Below are 17,601 nucleotides of genomic sequence, written 5' to 3'. Positions count from 1 at the left end.
ACCGTGCGCGTTCGGCGATTCGGTGAGCTTGAGGCCGCGGTCATGGACCGGGTGTGGAATCGCGGCCAGCAGAGCACGGTCCGCGAGATCTTCGACGACATGGCGCGCGACCGCGAGATCGCCTACACGACCGTGATGTCCACTATGGACAACCTGCACCGCAAGGGGTGGTTGCAGCGTGAGCGTGCCGGCAAGGCTTTCCGCTACTGGCCGACGATGACCCGCGAGGAACACTCGGCGGCACTGATGCGCGACGCGTTCGACACCGGCGGCGACTCCGACCTGGTGCTGGCCGCGTTCATCAACCAGATGGATGAGAAGGAGTCGACGCGGGTGCGCGCCGCGCTGCGTCGCCTCATCGACGAAGGCCGGCAATGAATGCGACCGCGGTGATCCTGCTGTATGCGGCCGCGTTGACCTGGCTGGGGCCGCCGCTGCTGCGACGGGTGACTGCCGGCGGTATTCATCCTCGGCTCGGTGTGGCGGCGTGGCTGACGGCGGTGATCGGCGCGGTTGCGGCGTGGTTCGCCGCATTTGGCGTCCTGCTCGTCGATGCGGTCGGCAGTATGTGGCACAACTCGGCATTGATGTTGTGTCTCAAAGTACTTGGCTTCGCCGGTCATATCGGGGTGCCGCAGCCGATCGGCTCGGCGTTGGCGTTGGGTCTGCTTGTTGCGGGCCTGGTCGTCACGCCAGTCGTTGCCCGCAACGTGGTGCACCGGCTGCGATGGATGCGCTCGCGCAGCCGCCGACACGCGCTGACTGCGCGGATGATCGGCCGGAGAACCGAGTTGCCGGGCGTGGTTGTTGTCCCGGGCGAGGAAGCCGCGGCCTACTGCGTGGCCGGCCGCCCGCCTGCCGTCGTCGTCACCACCGCTGCCCGCGACCGGCTCGACGAGCCGCAACTGGCGGCGGTCCTTGCCCACGAAGCCGCCCACCTCACTGGCCGGCACCACGACGTGCTGATGGTGTTGCGAGCGTTGGCCGCCGCCCTGCCGCGGCTACCGCTGTTTCCCGCCGCTGCCGACGGTGTGGCGGGGCTGCTGGAAATGTGCGCCGACGACATCGCGGTTCGCCGGCACGGCGCACTGCCGCTGCTGGGCGGACTGCTGGCTCTGGTGGGGCAGCCGCCGGTGGCGTCGGCTGCGCTCGGCGCCGCCGATTCGGCGGTGGTGGCCCGCGCGGAACGACTGGCGCTCCCGGCGCCTGGCCGCATCCGTTGGCGTGACCGGCTGGTCCTGACGTCGGTCATTGGTCTGTGGGCCGCTGCGCCGATGACGGTGCTGCTCACCTGCCATCTGTGACCGGTTCACGCCGCCGTGTGCGCCACACCGTCGCCGCGATCCCGGCGGCCACCAGCGCGGCACCCACACCCAACAACGGCCACACGCCCAGCGCTTCGACCTGGTGGGCCAGCCAGCCCTGCACACCGGCGGCGGTATGGATGATCGGGTCGTCCGGGCCGGCGTTGGTGAAGTACAACCGGATTTCGTAATAGCCGTAGTAGGCGACATAGAGTCCGGTCAGCAACACGATCACGCCGACGATGCGATTCACGTATGGCAGCACGCGGCGAAACGCCGCGGTGGCCGACGAGCCGGCCAGCGCCACCGTCAGCGCGGCAACGCCGACCGTGATGGTCATCCCGGCCGCGTATGCAACGAAGGCCAGCATCCCGGAGAGTATCGAGCCCTGTTTGAAGGTGGTGCTGATGACCGCGAGAAATGGTGCGACAGTGCAGGATAGCGAGGCGACGGCGTAGCCGAGGCCGTAGCCGTACATCGATCCCAGCCGGGCCGTCGGCGCGCCGCCCGCCAGCTTGGGCAACACCACGCTGATGTCTTTGCCGGCCAGCAACCAGACTGCGATGCCGATCAGCAACACGCCGATCACCACGGTGCCAAACGGCAGATACTTTTCCGCCGAGGCGATCACCGGTGAGATCGCCAGGCCGAACACCCCGAACACGGTCAGGAATCCGGCGGACATCGCCACGGTGGCCAGCCCGGCCCGGCCCAGCGCCGCCGACCGAGAGGTCTCCTGGCTGCCGGCGATCACCAAGCCCAAATAGCCGGGCAGAAAGGCGAATCCGCATGGGTTGAGAGCCGCCACCAGTCCGGCGGCCAACGCGAAGCCTAGCGCCGCGGTGTCGATCATCGCTTGCTCAGCGTGCTGACTCGCTCGGACAGCTGAGATTCGGTCATCGTGCCCTTGACGACGTCGATGCTGCCGTCCGGCCGGACGAACGCGTATGCCGGTTGTTGCGTTACACCGAATTTGGTCCACACCGCCGAATTGGTATCGGCCAGTTGGGTGAACCCGTCGACGTGGTACTTGTCGACGAATTCCCGCATGGCGGATTCGTCGGCGCGCGCGGCCACTCCGACGAACGTCACGGTCGGATTCGCCGCGGCGACTTTGGCCACTGTCGGCGCCTCGCGCTGGCAGTTGGGACACCAGGGCGCCCAGAACCACAGCACCGCGGGCTTACCCAGCAGGGTTTCGCCCGAGAACTGCCGACCGTCGAGGGTGGTCGCGCTGAACTGCAGCTGATCCGGCATGCCATGGGTTTCGCCGGACGTCGGCTTGGAACCGCACGCGCCCACGACGAGCATGGCAGCGATCAGCATGGCGATCAGGCGACGTGACATCGCGGTTCCCTCCGGTCGAGTGCTACCCGTACTACCTACGTACGTAGATAGTAGATGATGGCTCGGGTGACCGGCGACTGCGGCATAAGGGCATGCTGGGGGACATGACCAGAAACGAGATCACCGAGCAGATCGTCGTTGCCCGGCTGGAGAAGGGCTTGACCTGGCAGGAGTTGGCTGACGCCATTGACCGGCCGGTGGCATGGACCACCTCGGCATTACTGGGCCAGCAGCCGATTCCCGCCGAGTTGGGCAAGGTTCTCGTTGAGATGCTGGGTCTGGACGAATCGGCGGTCGCGGTGCTGGCTGCGCCGCCGATGCGCGGCGGGTTGCCGACGGCGGTGCCCACCGACCCGACCATCTACCGGTTCTACGAAGCCCTGCTGGTCTACGGGCCGGCGATCAAGGAACTGATTCACGAGCAGTTCGGCGACGGGATCATGAGCGCGATCAACTTCAGCGTCGACGTGCACAAGAAAACGCATCCGTCCGGCGATCGCGTGGTGGTGACTTTTGATGGGAAATTCCTACCCTACGAATGGGTTTCGGGCGAGGAGCGATGACCGACACTCCGCTGAGGGCCGACCTGGTCCTGTCCGGTGGCGGTGTCAAGGGTATCGGGCTGGCCGGTGCCATCGTCGCGCTGATGGATGCCGGCTACCAGGTGCCGCGGGTGTCGGGGACGTCGGCCGGCTCGGTTGTCGGTGCGATCCTGGCCGCCGGTGCCGATCAACTGACTCCCGCCGACGTCAAGAACCTGGCGATGACGTTGCCCTACCGCAAGTTCCTGGATCCAGGACCCATCGAAAAGATCCCTGTGCTCGGCCCAGCCTGGGGTCTGATCAGCGAAGAAGGAATCTACAAGGGCGATTTCGCCCACGACTGGATCCGCGGTCAGCTAAAGAGCCTGGGTGTCAACACGTTTGGCGATCTTGCCCTCGACGACGACACCTTGCCGCCTGAGCGGCGCTACCGGTTGGTGGTCACCGTCGCCGACGTCACCACCGGCCAGTTGGTGCGGCTGCCCTGGGACTATCGCCGGCTCTACGGGCTGGATCCCGACGAACAACTGGTCGCCGATGCGGTCCGCGCCTCGATGTCGATCCCGTTCTTCTTCCACACCGTCAAACTCACCAGCGCGGAGGGTGTGACATCGACGCTCGTCGACGGGGGAGTGCTGTCGAACTTCCCGATCGACTCGTTCGACCGGCCGGACGGCAAGCCGCCACGTTGGCCCACCTTCGGGATCACCCTGCTGCCCAACCTGCCCCAGGACAACGCCAAGGTGATTCCCGCATTGGCGCCGCTGCATTGGCTCGGCGGCGGCCCGACCCTGCTGGAAAGCCTGATCACCACGATGATCGTCGGCCGCGATCAGGCCTACCTCAACCAACCGTGGGTCAGCGCACGCGCCATTCGCGTGGACTCGACCGACGTCGGCTTCCTCGATTTCGACATTTCCGACACGCAGAAAGAAGAGCTTTACCAACGCGGTTACGACGCGGCAGCGGCATTTCTGTCCACCTGGAACTGGGCCGAATACCGCGAACGCTTCCGGCGATAAAGGAATCTCATGGCTGACGACGCGAAAAATGCGGATCTCATCCTCTCCGGCGGGGGGGTGAAATTCATCGGTCTGGTGGGCGCGATCGTCGCGCTGATGGACGCCGGATATTCGTTCCCCCGCGCGTCCGGCGTATCCGGCGGCTCGGTGGTCGCCGCGATCATTGCGGCTGCGTCCAAAGGCGAACAGCTGACCAGCGCGGAAGTCAAAGAGCTCGGACTGTCTGTGCCGCTGTCGAAATGGCGTGACGCGGCGCCGATCCCGTTCCTCGGGCCAGCCTGGGGCCTGGTACGTGACACCGGGCTGTACCGCGGCGACTTCGCTCACGACTGGATCCGCGGCGAGCTGAAGAACTTGGGCGTCAGCACGTTTGGCGATCTCGCCATCGACGACGACAATCTACTCGAGGAGCGGCGCTATCGGGCCGTGGTCACGGTCGCCGATCTGACCACCGGCCAGCTGGTGCGATTGCCCTGGGACTACAAGCGGGTCTACGGCCTGGATCCGGACGAACAGCCAGTCGCCGACGCGGTGCGCGCCTCGATGGCAATCCCGTTCTTCTACCGTCCGGTCGCCTTGACCAGCGCCACCGGGCTGACGTCCACTCTGGTCGACGGCGGCCTGCTGTCGACCTTCCCGATCGATTCGCTGGACCGGCCCGACGCCAAACGGCCGCGCTGGCCGACCTTCGGAATCACGGTGATTCCCAAGCTGTTCGAGGGCATCGAGAGTGCGATCCCCGCGCTCAGGCCGCTGCGGCGCCTGCTTGGACCGCCGTCGCTGCTGGAACATCTGATCACCACCATGCTGATCGGCCATGACCAAACCCACCTGAGCGAGCCGTGGGTCAGTGCCCGCACCATCCGGGTGGTCTCAACCGAGGTGAGCGCCCTGGACTTCGGCATCTCGCGAGGCCGCCTCGAGCAGCAATACGATCGGGGCTACGCGGCAGTCCACGAGTTCTTGTCGACCTGGGACTTTTCGGCGTACCTCGAGCGCTTCCGCCGATACCAAGGCGTTTAGCGCGGCGATCGCAAGCGCGGCGAAGCCGGGTGCAGCGGGTCGCCGCCAAACTTAACTCGTCAGTACCTGCGGCGAGAGCTCCTTGAGCATCGCGTTGGCCCAACGCATCTGACGCAACGTTTCCGGGTGGCAGCGCGACGTCAAGTCGAGCAGCTCCTGGTCCTTGGTGGCCTGCGCAGCCTGGCCGAGCAGCTCCCAGTCCACCGATGCTCCTGCGGCCATCCGATGAATGCGCCGCAGATCGGCCAGCAGCAGCAGACCCGGCTCGGGACGCTTGCGTAACAGTCCGCTGAGACGCGACTGTAAAAACCCGCTGAGCGCCCGGGTTCGCGGCTCAGCCGACAGCCGCAGGCCGTAGTGGCGGCCATGGGTGGCCAAGTCACGCAGATGGTGTTGCGACCAGCCGGCCAGGTCGCGGGCGATGTGGTAGATGTCCTGGTCACTGCGATGCCGCGATGCCATCACGTTGAGCTCGTGAGCCAATTTGCGTTCAGCGCGGTGCAATTCGCGGATCGCCAGCTTGATCTTCACGACTGACCTACCGGGACCTCGGATACGGTGGCCGCCGCACCGCCCACTGTCGCGGGCACCTGGCCGTTGACCGGGGCCGAGGCCGCCGTCGTCGGCGCAGTAGCGACGTCACCGTTGCCGTCGCGCTTTCGGCGCAGCGCGGCGGCGGCCGTCTTGTAGATCGGCTGTTTGGACACCGGATCCCAATCGGTGAGCGTGAGCTCATTGCCGGCGCGGTGGTGGCCCGCCATTTTGGGCCCGTCGGCGTCGAAGTAGCCGTAGTGGAACGGGACGAATAACACTCCATCCCGGATAGCGCTGATCCGGGCGGCACAGCTGATGCGGCCGCGCGGGGTGCTCACCTCGACCATGTCGCCCTCTGCGATGCCCAGACGACGGGCATCACCGGCTGAGACTTCCACCCACACCTCGGGTGCGGCGGCGTTGAGTTGCGGTGCCCGAGCAGTCTTGGTGCGAGTGTGGAAGTGGTACAGGGTGCGGCCGGTGATCAACGCGAACGGATAGCCGGAGCCGGGCTTTTCGTGCGGCGGAACATACTCCGCGGCCTTGATGATCGCCTTGCCGAACGGGTTCATCGCCCGGTACTCGGTGGGTTCCAGTGGCGCGCCGGTGATCAGATCTTTCCCGTAAGCTTCGCAGTAATCCGGTGCAGCCCAGAACTTTCCGTCGGCGTAAAGCCGTTCGGTGCCGTCGGGATTATCCGCGGTGCAGGGCCATTGAACGCCGCTGCCGCCGCGAAGCTTCGCATAACTCAGCCCGGTGTAGTCGCACGGCCGCCCGGCGCTGCATTTCTTCCACGCCTCGAACGCCGACTCGGGGTCCGTCCACGGCGGAAACGGCTGCCCATCCTTGTCGCGGAAGTCCATCCGTCGCGCGTAGTCGAGGAAGATGTCCAGATCGGAGCGCGCTGACCCCGGTGGCTCCACGGCCTTTTCGGAGATGTGCACGGTGCGGTCGGCGTTGGTGAAGGTGCCGGTCTTCTCACCCCACGCCGCGGCTGGCAACACCACATCGGCAAGCTCGGCGGTCTCGGTCATGAAAATATCCTCGACCACCAAAAACAGTCGCTCTTGGGACAAGATGTCGCGGATCCGGGCCAGCTCGGGCAGCGACACGGCCGGGTTGGTCGCGGTCACCCACAGCATCTGCAGGCTGCCCTCTTCGGCGTAGCGAAACATCTGCATGGCGTGAGTCGGCGGTGCATAGTGCGGAATCTGTTGCGGCTCAAGGTTCCACAGCCGGGCGAGGTCGACAATATGATCGTCGTTGGCCCAGTTGCGGAACCCGGCGAGGTCACCGTCGGCGCCGCATTCGCGGGTGTTCTCCGCGGTGGGCTGCCCGTTCATCTGCAGCACCCCGCAGCCGGGCTTGCCCAGCATCCCCCGCACCAGGTGAATGTTGTTGACCTGCACCGATGCTGCGGTGGCCTGGTGCGACTGGTAGAAACCCTGTAGCACCGTGGACAGCAGTCGTTCGGCGGTGCCGATCAGGCGCGCCGCCGCCCGGATGTCGTCGATGTCGACCCCGCAGATCTTGGCAGCGCGTTGCGGTGGAAATTCTGCGACACGCTTACGCAGCTCGTCGAAACCGATGGTGTGCGAGTCGATGTAGTCGTGGTCAACCCAGTCGTTGGCGATGATCTCGTGCAGCAGACCGTTCATCAACGCCACGTTGCTGCCCGGCAGCGGCGCCAGATGCACGGTGGCATGCAAGGCCACCGGCGTCGTCCGCGGGTCGACGCAGATGATCGCCGGCGGCGACTCGCCCACCAACCGGTCCAGCATCCGGGCCCACAACACGGTCTGCGTCTCGGCGACGTTGTGTCCGAACAGAGCAATCACGTCGGCATGGTCGACGTCGGTGTAGGACCCGGGCTGGCCGTCGCAGCCGAACGATTCCTTCAGCGCCTCAGCGGCCGTCGCCGTGCACAGCCGGGTATTGCCGTCGACATGGTTGGTACCGATCGCGCCGTGCGCGATCACGCCCTGCGTGTAGTACTCCTCAAGGAACAACTGCCCGGAGGTGTAGAAGCCAATTGCGCTGGGGCCGTGGCTGTCCAACAATCCCCGGCTGCGGGCCACGATCGCCTCCATCGCGGTGTCCCAGTCACAGGGCTGCAGTCGGCCGTCGCGGCGGATCAGCGGGGTGGTGAGCCGATCTGCCGAGGCGTTGGCCTGCCAGCCGAACATGTCCTTGGGGTCGAGTCGCCCGTGGTTGACCCGATCGACCGCGCGGCCGCGGACGCCCACGATACGTCCGTCCTTGACGGCGATATCCAGGCCGTCGCCGTTGGAGTGCAACACCGCGGCCGACTGCACCCACCGGTCCACCGACTCCGGGGCGATGCCCTCGTCCAGGTAGTTGTCGACGCGTTGCGGCCACGGCTGGCCGGGTTCATAGGGTGTTCGCAGGCCCCACGGTTCCGCGATCGGGTCGATGGCCACCATGGCCGAGGCGTACCCGACCTGGGGATTCCGAAACCCCGCCGCGGCGATCGCAAGCGCGGCGGAGCCGGGCGTAGCGGGTCGTCGCCAATGGCCAGCGTGCGACTACAGCCCGAACTCGGCTGCCATACCGTCGATTCCGCCGCGGATGCGGTCCAAAGCCTCGGCACGGGTCCGCAACTTCGTCGCGGTGTGTGCTTTCTGGTGCAACGTGGCGAACTCCCGGGCGGCCTCGACCGCGCGTTCCCGCACTACCTCGGGCAGCACGATCTCGTCGACAAAGCCCGCCGCGACAGCGGTTTCGCCGAAGAACGTCTTGGCCAGTCCGGCGGCCTGCTGGTAGGCCGATGGCGTCAGGCGCAGCTTCATGATCTCCAACGCCGCATACGGAATCGTCATCCCGATCGCGACTTCGTTGGCCTGAATGTTGTACGCGGGGGCGGCCACTCGATGATCACCACTGGACAACAGGAACGCGCCCATCGCGATGGCGTGGCCGGTGCAAGCCATCACCACCGGCTTGGGATAGGACAACAGCCGATGCGACAACTCGAAGCCGCCCTTGAGCATGTCGATCGCTGGCTGCGCCTCGCCCGACGTCAAAACTTTCAGATCGAAGCCGCCGCTGAACACCCGGTCGTTGCCGGCGATCACCATCGCGCCGACGTTGTCGCGGTCGGCGTTGTCGAGCGCCTCCTGCAGGGCTTGCTGCATGGCAGGCCCCAGCGCATTGACCTTGCCGTCGTCCATCGTGATGATCGCGATGGACTCGTCGTGGCGATAGGTGACTGGGTCGCTCATGGGAGTCGATTCAATCACGTCGCCCGTTAGCTCCGGTGCTTACCGGCCTCCGCTTTGGCCCGGTCCCACCGCAGATGCACATCGGTCGGATCGTCGAGTTGGCGGGCCCGCCACCGGTCTCGGGTTTCCTCCGCCGCGCGATTGATGCGTTCGATCTCGCTGCGGAACACGTCGGGCCGAGGTTCGGTGCTGGCGTAGTGGAAGTACGTCAACAGCCCGCGCAGCAGTTCCAGCTTCTCCTTTTCCCGGCTGGCCAGGTCGTGCGTCGTCATCAGCTCGACCCGCCGCACCGGCGGCAGGGCATCCCAGTCGAGTACCACCTTGGTCTCGAACGGACGCTGCTTGCGCTGCCAGAACTTCCAAGCCGGCCTCTCCTCGGGGCGGTCGTAGTAGGTCACCGTGCCCGCGAACCGCGGCTCGATGTCGTCGCCGAGTTTGGCCCGGTTGAGCACCGAGTCCCACACCACCCGCCATTCCTGATTCGGCGCCAGCGTCGCCAACTCCTCGGGCAGCTTCATCTCGACGACGTCGGTGTAGCCATCCGCGGTGTTCTCGTAGGCGGCGACAGTGGGCGGGCGCGGAAACGCGAAGCGGATGTTGTAGGCCGCGGTCTTGCCGAAGTTACGGACGACAAGTTCGATCACATGCCAGTCGGCGCCGTGCGGCTCCATCGACATGCCGATGTGCGGCCGGGTCTGCTCGATCGACACCTCATGATTGCGCCGCACCTGCCGGTTGGCCCACAGCAGCGCGAACACTCCGACCGCCAGCACCGCCCAGCTGCCCAATGCCACCCAGGTGTTGGAGCCTGACCCGGTCACCTCATGCCAGCGGTCATGGAACCAGCCCATCGAAGACCTCCGCGTATGCCGCCGTTGATCGGGGACCGAAAATTCGCTGATGCGATCTTAGAGTGCGCTCAGCCGCCCATCATCATTCGCCACTGGTCGAGATTGGCCGGGCGGTAGACGTAGTTGGAACGCTTGACTTCCGACAGCGATGCACTCGGCTCAGCCGAATACCAGTGGCCGGGAAACACCGTCGGGTCACCGGCCAGCCCGGCGAGCTGCCGCAGGCTGCGATACATCTCATCGGAGTCGCCGCCGGGGAAGTCGGTGCGCCCGCAGCCCTCCAGAAACAGCGTGTCGCCGGCGACCAGCCGGCCGTCGAGCAGAAAGCACTGGCTGCCCGGCGTGTGGCCGGGCGTGTGCAGCAACTCGATATCGATATCGCCGACGCTGACCACGTCGCCATGCTCATGCGCGGTCAGATCCGCCATGCTGATTCCGGTGACTCGCGAAACCCACTGCGCCTCATGGGTATTCACGTGTACGGGCACGCTGGTGCGCTCCAGCAACTCGGCGAGGCCCTTGAGTTCGAAACCCATCATCGAGCCGCCGACATGGTCGGGGTGGTGGTGGGTGACCAGCACCCCCGAGAGCCGCATGCCGTCGGCTTCGAGCGCGTCGAGCAGATCCCCGGCGGCGTAGGCCGGGTCGACGACTACCGCGTCGCCGCTTTGCCGATCGCCGATCAGATAGGCGAAGTTGCGCATCTGCGTCGCGAACATGTCGCCGGCGGCGAAGTCGCGCCCGGAGAGTAGTTGGCGGAAATACAGCCGGTCCGTGTCAGGCACCCGTCCAGCCTACGGCGCGGCCCGCCGCGCCTCGGCGGGCCTGTCTGAATGTTTGCCAGGATTTTGATGGTTCACGTTTCGCCAAGCGGGTATCGTTGGTTAATGACGTTCCGCACGGTCGAGATCGAGGTCGATAAAGCCCTCGTCGACGAGGTCATACGCAGATTTCATATGCACAGCACGCGGGAGGCGGTCAACCTCGCGCTGCGGACTCTGGTCGCCGGTGCCGACGCCTCCGAATCTTCGCTAGACGACGACGAGGTCGACGAATTCGGCAACCTGGACGCGCTGCGGCTGCACCGCTCCAGCGAGTCTGTGTGATTTGACCGGGATTGTTGACCGAGGTCCTTCCGGGGTACCTGCGCGCCCCGTATCGCCGCAGGGCGGGTTTGGTCGGCCTGCGGCCCAGGCTGTACCCTCTTTTAGGCCGGAGGCCGACCCGAATGGTCGCTTCGGGCCAGGCCCCCTTAGCTCAGTCGGCAGAGCGTTTCCATGGTAAGGAAAAGGTCAACGGTTCGATTCCGTTAGGGGGCTCGGCGGACGCCGAGCAGGCAGGCGGCGCGTACCGAGGCGATGTAGCTCAGTCGGTTAGAGCGAACGACTCATAATCGTTAGGTCGCCGGTTCGAGTCCGGCCATCGCTACAGGACAACAACAAGACATGAGAAAGAGAAGCGGACGTGGCCTCCAGTACCGATGTACGGCCGAAGATCACTTTGGCGTGCGAGGTGTGCAAGCACCGCAACTACATCACCAAGAAGAATCGTCGCAACGACCCCGATCGGCTCGAACTGAAGAAGTTCTGCCCCAATTGCGGCAAGCATCAGGCACACCGCGAGACGCGCTAGGTAGACAGCCGTGTCGTTGGGCAAAGATGTCGTTGGTAGGCACTATCGGTACCCCGACCATTACATGGTCGAGCGGGAAAAGATTCGGGAGTACGCCGTCGCCGTCAAGAACGACGACCCGGCCTACTTCGAGGAGATGGCCGCCGCCGAGTTGGGCTACGACGGCCTGCTGTCACCGCTGACATTTATGTCGGTGTTCGGCTATAAGGCCCAAACGGCGTTTTTCGCTGACGCCAACATCTCGATCAACGACGAGCAGATCGTCCAGGTCGACCAGGTGCTGAAGTATCTGAAGCCGATCCAAGCGGGCGACAAGCTCTATTGCGACGTCTACGTGGACTCAGTGCGGCAGGCGCACGGCACCGACATCATCGTCACGAAAAACATCGTGACCAACGAAGCGGGCGAGGTAGTACAGGAGACCTACACGACCTTGGCGGGTCGTGCCGGCGAAGAGGGAGAAGAGGGTTTCAGCGATGGCACGGCGTGAGTTCAGCTCGGTGGCGGTGGGCGACCAGCTACCGGAGAAGGTTTACCCCCTGACCCGGCAGGATCTGGTGAACTATGCGGGTGTCTCGGGCGACTTGAACCCGATCCACTGGGACGACGAGACCGCCAAGATGGTCGGTCTGGACACCGCGATTGCGCACGGCATGCTGACCATGGGCCTCGGCGGCGGCTATGTCAGCTCCTGGGTCGGCGACCCGGGGGCGGTGACCGAGTACAACGTGCGGTTCACCGCGGTTGTGCCGGTGCCCAACGACGGCAAAGGCGCCGAGATCGTATTCACCGGCCGGGTCAAGTCCGTTGACGAGGACAGCAAGTCGGTGACGGTCGCGATTACTGCTACGACCGGCGGCAAGAAGATTTTCGGCCGGGCCGTCGCGTCGGCGACGTTGGCGTAAGCATGGCAATCAAAACCGACATCCGCGGGATGGTCTGGCGCTATCCCGACACATACGAAGTAAGCAGAGAAAAGATCCGGGAGTTCACCAAGGCGATCAAGGCCGACGACCCGGCCTGCCTGGACGAGAAAGCCGCCGCTGAACTCGGGTATGACGCCCTCGTCGCCCCCCTGACGTTCGTCACGATCTTCGCGCAGCTGGTCCAGGCCGATTTCATGCGGAGCGTCGATACCGGCTACGAGACGATGAACATGCTGCACGTCGACCAGAAGTTCATCTTCCACAAGCCGATCCTGGCCGGCGACGTGCTGCACGCTGAGATGGAGGTGCAGTCGGTCAACGAGCGGTTCGGCGCCGACATCGTCGTCACCAGGAACATCTGCACCAACGCCGTCGGCGAGGTCGTGCTGGAGGCCTATACCACGATGATGGGTAACGAGGGCAACGACTCGGTCCAGCTCAAGTGGGACATGGAGTCCGGCCAGATTGTCCGAACCGCGTGATTAGTACCTGAGACCGGCGTCGATGTACACTCGGACCTCGGGGTTTTCCCGTCACAAGCGCGCTTTCCGGTAGTCGACCAAGCGGAGGGCGCGCGTTCATGTGAAGCCCCGTGCGCACAGGTTGGCCTGCCAACCGGCATAGGGGCGTAGCTCAACTGGCAGAGCAGCGGTCTCCAAAACCGCAGGTTGCAGGTTCAAGTCCTGTCGCCCCTGCTGACCATCGGATTCAGCGATGGTGGACACTGGAAGGTGACCACCCGAAGAGGCAAACAGAGGAGCATGCGGTGAGCGACGAGCGCGACGGTGCCGACGCAGCCGACGGCCGCACGGCGGTAGCGACCCGACCGCAGCGCCCCAGCGGCAAGCGGTCCCGCCAGCGGGCGGGGGATGTCGAGTCGTCAGCGGTCGAGCTCGGCAAGGACAGCGCCGAGGTCAAGAAGAAGAAGGCCAAGAAGACCAAGAAGTCGCAAAGCCCCAACCCATTCGCGTACGTCTACAACTACCTGAAGCAGGTTGTCGCCGAACTGCGCAAGGTGATCTGGCCCAACCGCAAGCAGATGATCACCTACACCTCGGTGGTGCTGGCCTTCCTGGTGTTCATGGTGGCGCTGATCGGCCTGGCCGATCTGGGTCTGGCCAAGCTCGTGCTGCTGGTGTTCGGCTGACGGACGCCCAGCGGGTTATAGAGAGGAACTGAGAGAACCGTGACTACCTCCGACGGCGACCAGCCCGTGGGTGAGACGGTCGACATCGAGGAGGCCTTGCAGGAGGCCACCGCCGAGTCCGGTCCGGACGCGGCGGCCGAGGCCGTCGCCCCCGAAGAGCCGGCCGAAGAGGTCGACCCGGCCGTCGCGCTGAAGGCCGAGCTGCGCACCAAACCCGGCGACTGGTATGTCATCCACTCCTACGCCGGCTACGAGAACAAGGTCAAAGCCAACCTCGAGACCCGCGTGCAGAACCTCGACGTCGGCGACTACATCTTCCAGGTGGAAGTGCCCACCGAAGAGGTCACCGAAATCAAGAACGGGCAGCGCAAGCAGGTCAATCGCAAGGTGCTGCCGGGCTACATCCTGGTCCGCATGGACTTGACCGACGACTCGTGGTCCGCGGTGCGCAACACCCCGGGTGTCACCGGGTTCGTCGGCGCGACGTCACGTCCGTCCGCGCTTTCGCTGGACGACGTGGTGAAGTTCCTGCTGCCGCAGGGGCCGGCGAAGAAGCCGGCCAAGGGTGCGGCCGCCACCGCCGCCGCGGCCAGCGAGGGCGGGCTGGAACGACCGGTGATCGAGGTCGACTACGAGGTCGGCGAATCGGTCACGGTGATGGACGGGCCGTTCGCCACGCTGCCCGCCTCCATCAGCGAGGTCAACGCCGAACAACAGAAGCTCAAGGTGCTGGTGTCCATCTTCGGTCGCGAAACACCTGTGGAACTCGGCTTCGGCCAGGTTTCGAAGATCTAGCGTTAGCGCACGAAAGGAAGACCAACACCTCATGGCCCCGAAGAAGAAAGTCGCCGGGCTGATCAAGCTTCAGATCGAAGCCGGCCAGGCCAACCCCGCGCCGCCGGTCGGCCCCGCGCTCGGCCAGCACGGCGTCAACATCATGGAGTTCTGCAAGGCGTACAACGCCGCGACAGAAAGCCAGCGCGGCAACGTCATTCCGGTGGAGATCACCGTCTACGAAGACCGCAGCTTCACCTTTGCGCTCAAGACACCGCCCGCCGCCAAGCTGCTGCTCAAGGCAGCCAGCGTGGGCAAGGGCTCGGCCGAGCCACACAAGACCAAGGTCGCCAAGGTGACCTGGGACCAGGTCCGCGAGATCGCCGAAACCAAGAAGGCCGACCTCAACGCCAACGACATCGAGGCCGGCGCCAAGATCATCGCCGGCACAGCCCGATCGATGGGCATCACGGTCGAATAAGGTTTTCGACCGGTGGGAGGGCCCGCTCCGGCCCGCTTTTCAACCACAACCAGGAATGGATAACCAATGAGCAAGAACAGCAAGGCATATCGCGCCGCCGCCGAGAAGGTGGACCGCTCGCGGCTGCATACACCGCTGGAGGCGGCCAAGCTGGCCAAGGAAACCTCGTCGACCAAGCAGGACGCGACCGTCGAGGTGGCCATCCGGCTCGGCGTCGACCCGCGCAAGGCCGACCAGATGGTCCGCGGCACCGTCAACCTGCCGCACGGCACCGGCAAGACCGCCCGGGTCGCGGTGTTCGCGGTCGGCGATAAGGCTGACGAGGCCACCGCCGCAGGCGCCGACGTGGTCGGCAGCGACGACCTGATCGAGAAGATCCAAGGTGGGTTCTTGGATTTCGACGCCGCGATCGCCACGCCAGACCAGATGGCCAAGGTCGGTCGGATTGCGCGGATCCTCGGGCCGCGCGGTCTGATGCCCAACCCCAAAACCGGCACCGTCACCCCCGACATCACCAAAGCCGTGAACGACATCAAGGGCGGCAAGATCAACTTCCGGGTGGACAAGCAGGCCAACCTGCACTTCGTGATCGGCAAGGCCTCGTTCGACGAGAAGAACCTGGCGGAGAACTACGGCGCCGCGCTCGACGAGGTGCTGCGGCACAAGCCGTCGTCGTCGAAGGGCCGTTACCTGAAGAAGATCACGGTCTCGACGACCACCGGCCCCGGCATTCCGGTCGACCCGGCGATCACCCGCAACTTCGCCGCGGAATAGCTCCTCTCGCGAGCAGACGCAAAAGTCCGCTTTTCCCCGGCGTGTCGGGGGCTTTTGCGTCTGCTCGCGGTGCTCAGGTGGAGCATTCGGCGATCCGGCGGCGCAGAAACGTCCGTGCCGGCTCGGAGCCGGTGAACTCCAGCGCCTGACGGTAAAACCGCAGCGCCTCGGCGGCCTGCCCGTCGCGGCGAAGCAAATCGGCGCGGATCGGGGCCACCAGGCGGGTCAGTCTCGGATCGTCCTGGACGGCATCCAGCGCGGCTAAGCCGGCGGCGTAGCCGTCCCGAAAGCCCACGGCCAGCGCACGATTGGCCCGCGCTACCGGTGAATCGGTGATCGCAAGCAACCGGTCGTAGGCCGCGCAGATCGTCGCCCAATCGGTGTCCTGCCAACTCGGCGCCGTCGCGTGCACCGCGGCGATCACCGCCTGCGGCAGATACGACCCACTCGATCCCTGCGCCAGCCGCAGCCGATCTAGGCCGCGGGTGATACGGCCGCGGTCCCACCGACCACGGTCTTGTTCGTCCAGCGGCACCAGCGCCCCGGCGGTGTCCACCCGGGTCGCCCGACGCGAATCATGCAGCAGCACAAGGGCTGCCAATGCGTGAGCTTCCCGCTCATCGGGCATCAGGCTGCACAGCTCGCCGGCGAGCCGAACACCCTCGTCGCACAGCTCGTCGCGGATCGCCGACGGCCCTGCCGTCGACCAGTAACCTTCGGTGAACACCGAGTAGACGCAGCCCAGCACGTGTGGGGTGCGTTCGGGCAGCAGCTCGGCGGGCGGCACCCGTAGCGGGATGTTGGCGTGCCGGATTTTGTTCTTGGCTCGGGTGATTCGCTGACCGACCGCGGCCTCGGTCTGCAGCAGCGCACGGCCGATCTCCGCCACGGTCAGCCCGGAGACCAGCCGCAGTGTCAGCGCCAGCTGCGAGGTTCGGTCGAGGGCGGGATGGGCGCAGGTGAACATCATCCGCAACTCGTCGTCGCGTACCGGGTGGACGTCCACCCGGTCGGTGCGCGCCCTGATCTCCTCGACCACCGCTGCCAATTCCTTTCCGGGACGCGAAGATTCGCGCCGCAGCCGATCGCGGGCGCGGTTGCGCGCCACCGTCAGCACCCATGCGCCGGGGTTATCTGGCAGGCCGTCGCGTCGCCACGCCCGCAGCGCCTCGGCGAACGCTTCCTGGACGGCGTCTTCGGCGACGGTCAGGTCACCCGACCAGCGGGCCAGCGCGGCCACCGCCGGGCCCCATTCCTGCCGGAAGACGCCGTCCAGGTCGGTCATGCGTTACAGGTGGGAGAGGCCGGCCAACTGACGCAACTGCACGGCCGAGGCGGGAATCATCTCGGCCAGTTTGACGGCCTCGTCACGGTCGGCGGCCGACAGCAGGTAGAACCCGGTGGCGATTTCCGCACCCTCGACGTACGGGCCATCCGTCAGTAACACCTGCCCGTCGCGCACCCGCACGGTCGTCGCCGTCGCAGGATCATGCAGCGCGGCGCCGCCGACGATGTGATCCCCCGCAGTAGCGGCGAATTCGCCGTGTCGCGCTGCCTCCTGCTGCCACTCCGGTGTGCCCGGCGCCGACACAGATGCCGCCGGTTCCAGCAGTAGCGCCAGCCACTGGGCGTCCGTGCGCGACCACTCGGGATCGAACGCGTGATAGAGGGGCCGGACCTCTATCGTCCCCACCTTGGCGACCGGGATGGCGCGGGCCAATGTCAATGCCTCGTCGAGGTTCTCCGCTTCAAACACGTAGTAGCCGCAGGCCACTTCGGCGGATTCGGCGAACGGGCCGTCGGTGACAACCGGAGCGTCCGGGCCGCCGGTAATCCGCACCGCGGCCGCAGCCGGCGTCAGCGCATCGCCACCGCGGAGTGCCGAGGCGGCGCCGGCTTGGAAGCTTTCGAATTCCGCCATCAACGCGGCACGCTCGTCGGGCGTACGGTCCCGCTCCTGGCTGGTCAACAGAGCCAAGTACTGCATTGTGATCACCTCCGG

At 65.7% G+C, this 17,601-nt stretch carries 23 protein-coding genes and 3 tRNA genes; 17 read left to right on the top strand and 9 right to left on the bottom strand.

From position 1 onward, the window contains the following. Window positions 1-3 precede the first annotated feature (3 nt). On the top strand, window positions 4-378 hold the full coding sequence (locus AC5Y49_RS15570; protein ID WP_499888469.1) for a BlaI/MecI/CopY family transcriptional regulator: 375 nt from the start codon (window positions 4-6) through the stop codon (window positions 376-378). Then, complete coding sequence (locus AC5Y49_RS15565) at window positions 375-1,304, top strand: M56 family metallopeptidase (RefSeq protein WP_499888467.1); 930 nt, start codon at window positions 375-377, stop codon at window positions 1,302-1,304. Before AC5Y49_RS15570 ends, AC5Y49_RS15565 begins: the two co-directional genes overlap by 4 nt. On the opposite strand, the gene AC5Y49_RS15560 is transcribed toward AC5Y49_RS15565, so the two are convergent. Together AC5Y49_RS15560 and AC5Y49_RS15555 are read right to left on the bottom strand one after the other, a co-directional pair. Beyond that, window positions 1,288-2,157: a cytochrome c biogenesis CcdA family protein gene (locus AC5Y49_RS15560; RefSeq protein ID WP_499888465.1), complete on the bottom strand. Its 870-nt coding sequence runs from the start codon at window positions 2,155-2,157 to the stop codon at window positions 1,288-1,290. The two genes, AC5Y49_RS15565 and AC5Y49_RS15560, sit on opposite strands and share 17 nt — an antisense overlap. Beyond that, on the bottom strand, window positions 2,154-2,651 hold the full coding sequence (locus tag AC5Y49_RS15555) for a protein disulfide oxidoreductase (RefSeq protein WP_499888463.1): 498 nt from the start codon (window positions 2,649-2,651) through the stop codon (window positions 2,154-2,156). Before AC5Y49_RS15555 ends, AC5Y49_RS15560 begins: the two co-directional genes overlap by 4 nt. Before the next feature lie 104 nt (window positions 2,652-2,755). Between AC5Y49_RS15555 and cynS the strand changes: the two genes are divergently transcribed. The 3 genes from cynS to AC5Y49_RS15540 are packed head-to-tail and all read left to right on the top strand — an operon-like array spanning window position 2,756 to window position 5,238. Beyond that, window positions 2,756-3,214: a cyanase gene (cynS, locus tag AC5Y49_RS15550; protein ID WP_499888462.1), complete on the top strand. Its 459-nt coding sequence runs from the start codon at window positions 2,756-2,758 to the stop codon at window positions 3,212-3,214. Further along, window positions 3,211-4,215: a patatin-like phospholipase family protein gene (locus AC5Y49_RS15545; protein ID WP_499888461.1), complete on the top strand. Its 1,005-nt coding sequence runs from the start codon at window positions 3,211-3,213 to the stop codon at window positions 4,213-4,215. The genes cynS and AC5Y49_RS15545 overlap by 4 nt, the downstream gene beginning before the upstream one ends. Window positions 4,216-4,224: 9 nt before the next feature. Beyond that, window positions 4,225-5,238, top strand: a complete 1,014-nt coding sequence (locus AC5Y49_RS15540) for a patatin-like phospholipase family protein (protein WP_499888459.1) — start codon at window positions 4,225-4,227, stop codon at window positions 5,236-5,238. A 51-nt stretch (window positions 5,239-5,289) separates the two neighbouring features. On the opposite strand, the gene AC5Y49_RS15535 is transcribed toward AC5Y49_RS15540, so the two are convergent. The 5 genes from AC5Y49_RS15535 to AC5Y49_RS15515 form a co-directional block, all read right to left on the bottom strand. Beyond that, entirely contained in the window at window positions 5,290-5,769 is a 480-nt protein-coding gene (locus AC5Y49_RS15535) for a hypothetical protein (RefSeq protein WP_499888457.1), read from the bottom strand. Further along, entirely contained in the window at window positions 5,766-8,213 is a 2,448-nt protein-coding gene (locus AC5Y49_RS15530; RefSeq protein WP_499888826.1) for a molybdopterin oxidoreductase family protein, read from the bottom strand. The genes AC5Y49_RS15535 and AC5Y49_RS15530 overlap by 4 nt, the downstream gene beginning before the upstream one ends. Window positions 8,214-8,318: 105 nt before the next feature. Continuing rightward, window positions 8,319-9,014 carry a crotonase/enoyl-CoA hydratase family protein gene (locus AC5Y49_RS15525; protein WP_499888454.1) on the bottom strand — a complete coding sequence of 232 codons (696 nt, stop codon included), beginning with the start codon at window positions 9,012-9,014 and terminating at the stop codon, window positions 8,319-8,321. Between the two features lie 26 nt (window positions 9,015-9,040). Then, a complete protein-coding gene (locus tag AC5Y49_RS15520) occupies window positions 9,041-9,865 on the bottom strand; it encodes a DUF8453 domain-containing protein (protein ID WP_499888452.1) in 825 nt (274 codons plus the stop codon). Window positions 9,866-9,933: 68 nt separating this feature from the next. Then, on the bottom strand, window positions 9,934-10,584 hold the full coding sequence (locus AC5Y49_RS15515) for an MBL fold metallo-hydrolase (protein ID WP_499888823.1): 651 nt from the start codon (window positions 10,582-10,584) through the stop codon (window positions 9,934-9,936). 168 nt (window positions 10,585-10,752) lie between these two features. Here AC5Y49_RS15515 and AC5Y49_RS15510 point away from each other — a divergent pair, with 168 nt between their 5' ends. The 12 genes from AC5Y49_RS15510 (at window position 10,753) to rplA (ending at window position 15,599) form a co-directional block, all read left to right on the top strand. Beyond that, the gene (locus AC5Y49_RS15510) at window positions 10,753-10,971 is read left to right on the top strand and encodes a type II toxin-antitoxin system VapB family antitoxin (protein WP_499888450.1); all 219 of its coding nucleotides are present in this window, start codon (window positions 10,753-10,755) and stop codon (window positions 10,969-10,971) included. A 140-nt stretch (window positions 10,972-11,111) separates the two neighbouring features. Further along, a tRNA-Thr gene (locus AC5Y49_RS15505) sits at window positions 11,112-11,184 on the top strand. Between the two features lie 35 nt (window positions 11,185-11,219). Then, window positions 11,220-11,293, top strand: a tRNA-Met gene (locus AC5Y49_RS15500). Between the two features lie 36 nt (window positions 11,294-11,329). Then, complete coding sequence (rpmG, locus tag AC5Y49_RS15495; protein ID WP_003898538.1) at window positions 11,330-11,497, top strand: 50S ribosomal protein L33; 168 nt, start codon at window positions 11,330-11,332, stop codon at window positions 11,495-11,497. Window positions 11,498-11,507: 10 nt separating this feature from the next. Continuing rightward, window positions 11,508-11,987, top strand: a complete 480-nt coding sequence (gene hadA, locus AC5Y49_RS15490) for a (3R)-hydroxyacyl-ACP dehydratase subunit HadA (protein WP_499888446.1) — start codon at window positions 11,508-11,510, stop codon at window positions 11,985-11,987. Continuing rightward, a complete protein-coding gene (gene hadB / locus AC5Y49_RS15485) occupies window positions 11,974-12,402 on the top strand; it encodes a (3R)-hydroxyacyl-ACP dehydratase subunit HadB (RefSeq protein ID WP_499888444.1) in 429 nt (142 codons plus the stop codon). The genes hadA and hadB overlap by 14 nt, the downstream gene beginning before the upstream one ends. Before the next feature lie 2 nt (window positions 12,403-12,404). Next, a complete protein-coding gene (gene hadC / locus AC5Y49_RS15480; protein ID WP_499888442.1) occupies window positions 12,405-12,905 on the top strand; it encodes a (3R)-hydroxyacyl-ACP dehydratase subunit HadC in 501 nt (166 codons plus the stop codon). 140 nt (window positions 12,906-13,045) lie between these two features. Then, window positions 13,046-13,118: transfer RNA gene (locus tag AC5Y49_RS15475), tRNA-Trp, on the top strand. Window positions 13,119-13,189: 71 nt separating this feature from the next. Continuing rightward, complete coding sequence (gene secE / locus AC5Y49_RS15470) at window positions 13,190-13,570, top strand: preprotein translocase subunit SecE (protein ID WP_499888440.1); 381 nt, start codon at window positions 13,190-13,192, stop codon at window positions 13,568-13,570. Window positions 13,571-13,609: 39 nt separating this feature from the next. Then, window positions 13,610-14,365, top strand: coding sequence for a transcription termination/antitermination protein NusG (gene nusG / locus AC5Y49_RS15465; RefSeq protein ID WP_499888438.1), 756 nt, complete (start codon window positions 13,610-13,612; stop codon window positions 14,363-14,365). A gap of 31 nt (window positions 14,366-14,396) precedes the next feature. After that, a complete protein-coding gene (gene rplK, locus AC5Y49_RS15460; protein ID WP_499888436.1) occupies window positions 14,397-14,825 on the top strand; it encodes a 50S ribosomal protein L11 in 429 nt (142 codons plus the stop codon). 66 nt (window positions 14,826-14,891) lie between these two features. After that, on the top strand, window positions 14,892-15,599 hold the full coding sequence (gene rplA, locus AC5Y49_RS15455) for a 50S ribosomal protein L1 (protein ID WP_499888434.1): 708 nt from the start codon (window positions 14,892-14,894) through the stop codon (window positions 15,597-15,599). 73 nt (window positions 15,600-15,672) lie between these two features. Here the strand turns inward: rplA and AC5Y49_RS15450 are convergent, their stop codons facing one another. Together AC5Y49_RS15450 and AC5Y49_RS15445 are read right to left on the bottom strand one after the other, a co-directional pair. Continuing rightward, a complete protein-coding gene (locus AC5Y49_RS15450) occupies window positions 15,673-16,884 on the bottom strand; it encodes an RNA polymerase sigma factor (RefSeq protein WP_499888432.1) in 1,212 nt (403 codons plus the stop codon). A 3-nt stretch (window positions 16,885-16,887) separates the two neighbouring features. After that, on the bottom strand, window positions 16,888-17,586 hold the full coding sequence (locus AC5Y49_RS15445) for a YciI family protein (RefSeq protein ID WP_499888429.1): 699 nt from the start codon (window positions 17,584-17,586) through the stop codon (window positions 16,888-16,890). Window positions 17,587-17,601 lie beyond the last annotated feature (15 nt).

The organism is Mycobacterium sp. NGS62, from assembly GCF_059812285.1.
The sequence above is the reverse complement of the archived record's forward strand: the minus strand, read 5'-3'. Positions and strand labels throughout refer to the sequence as shown.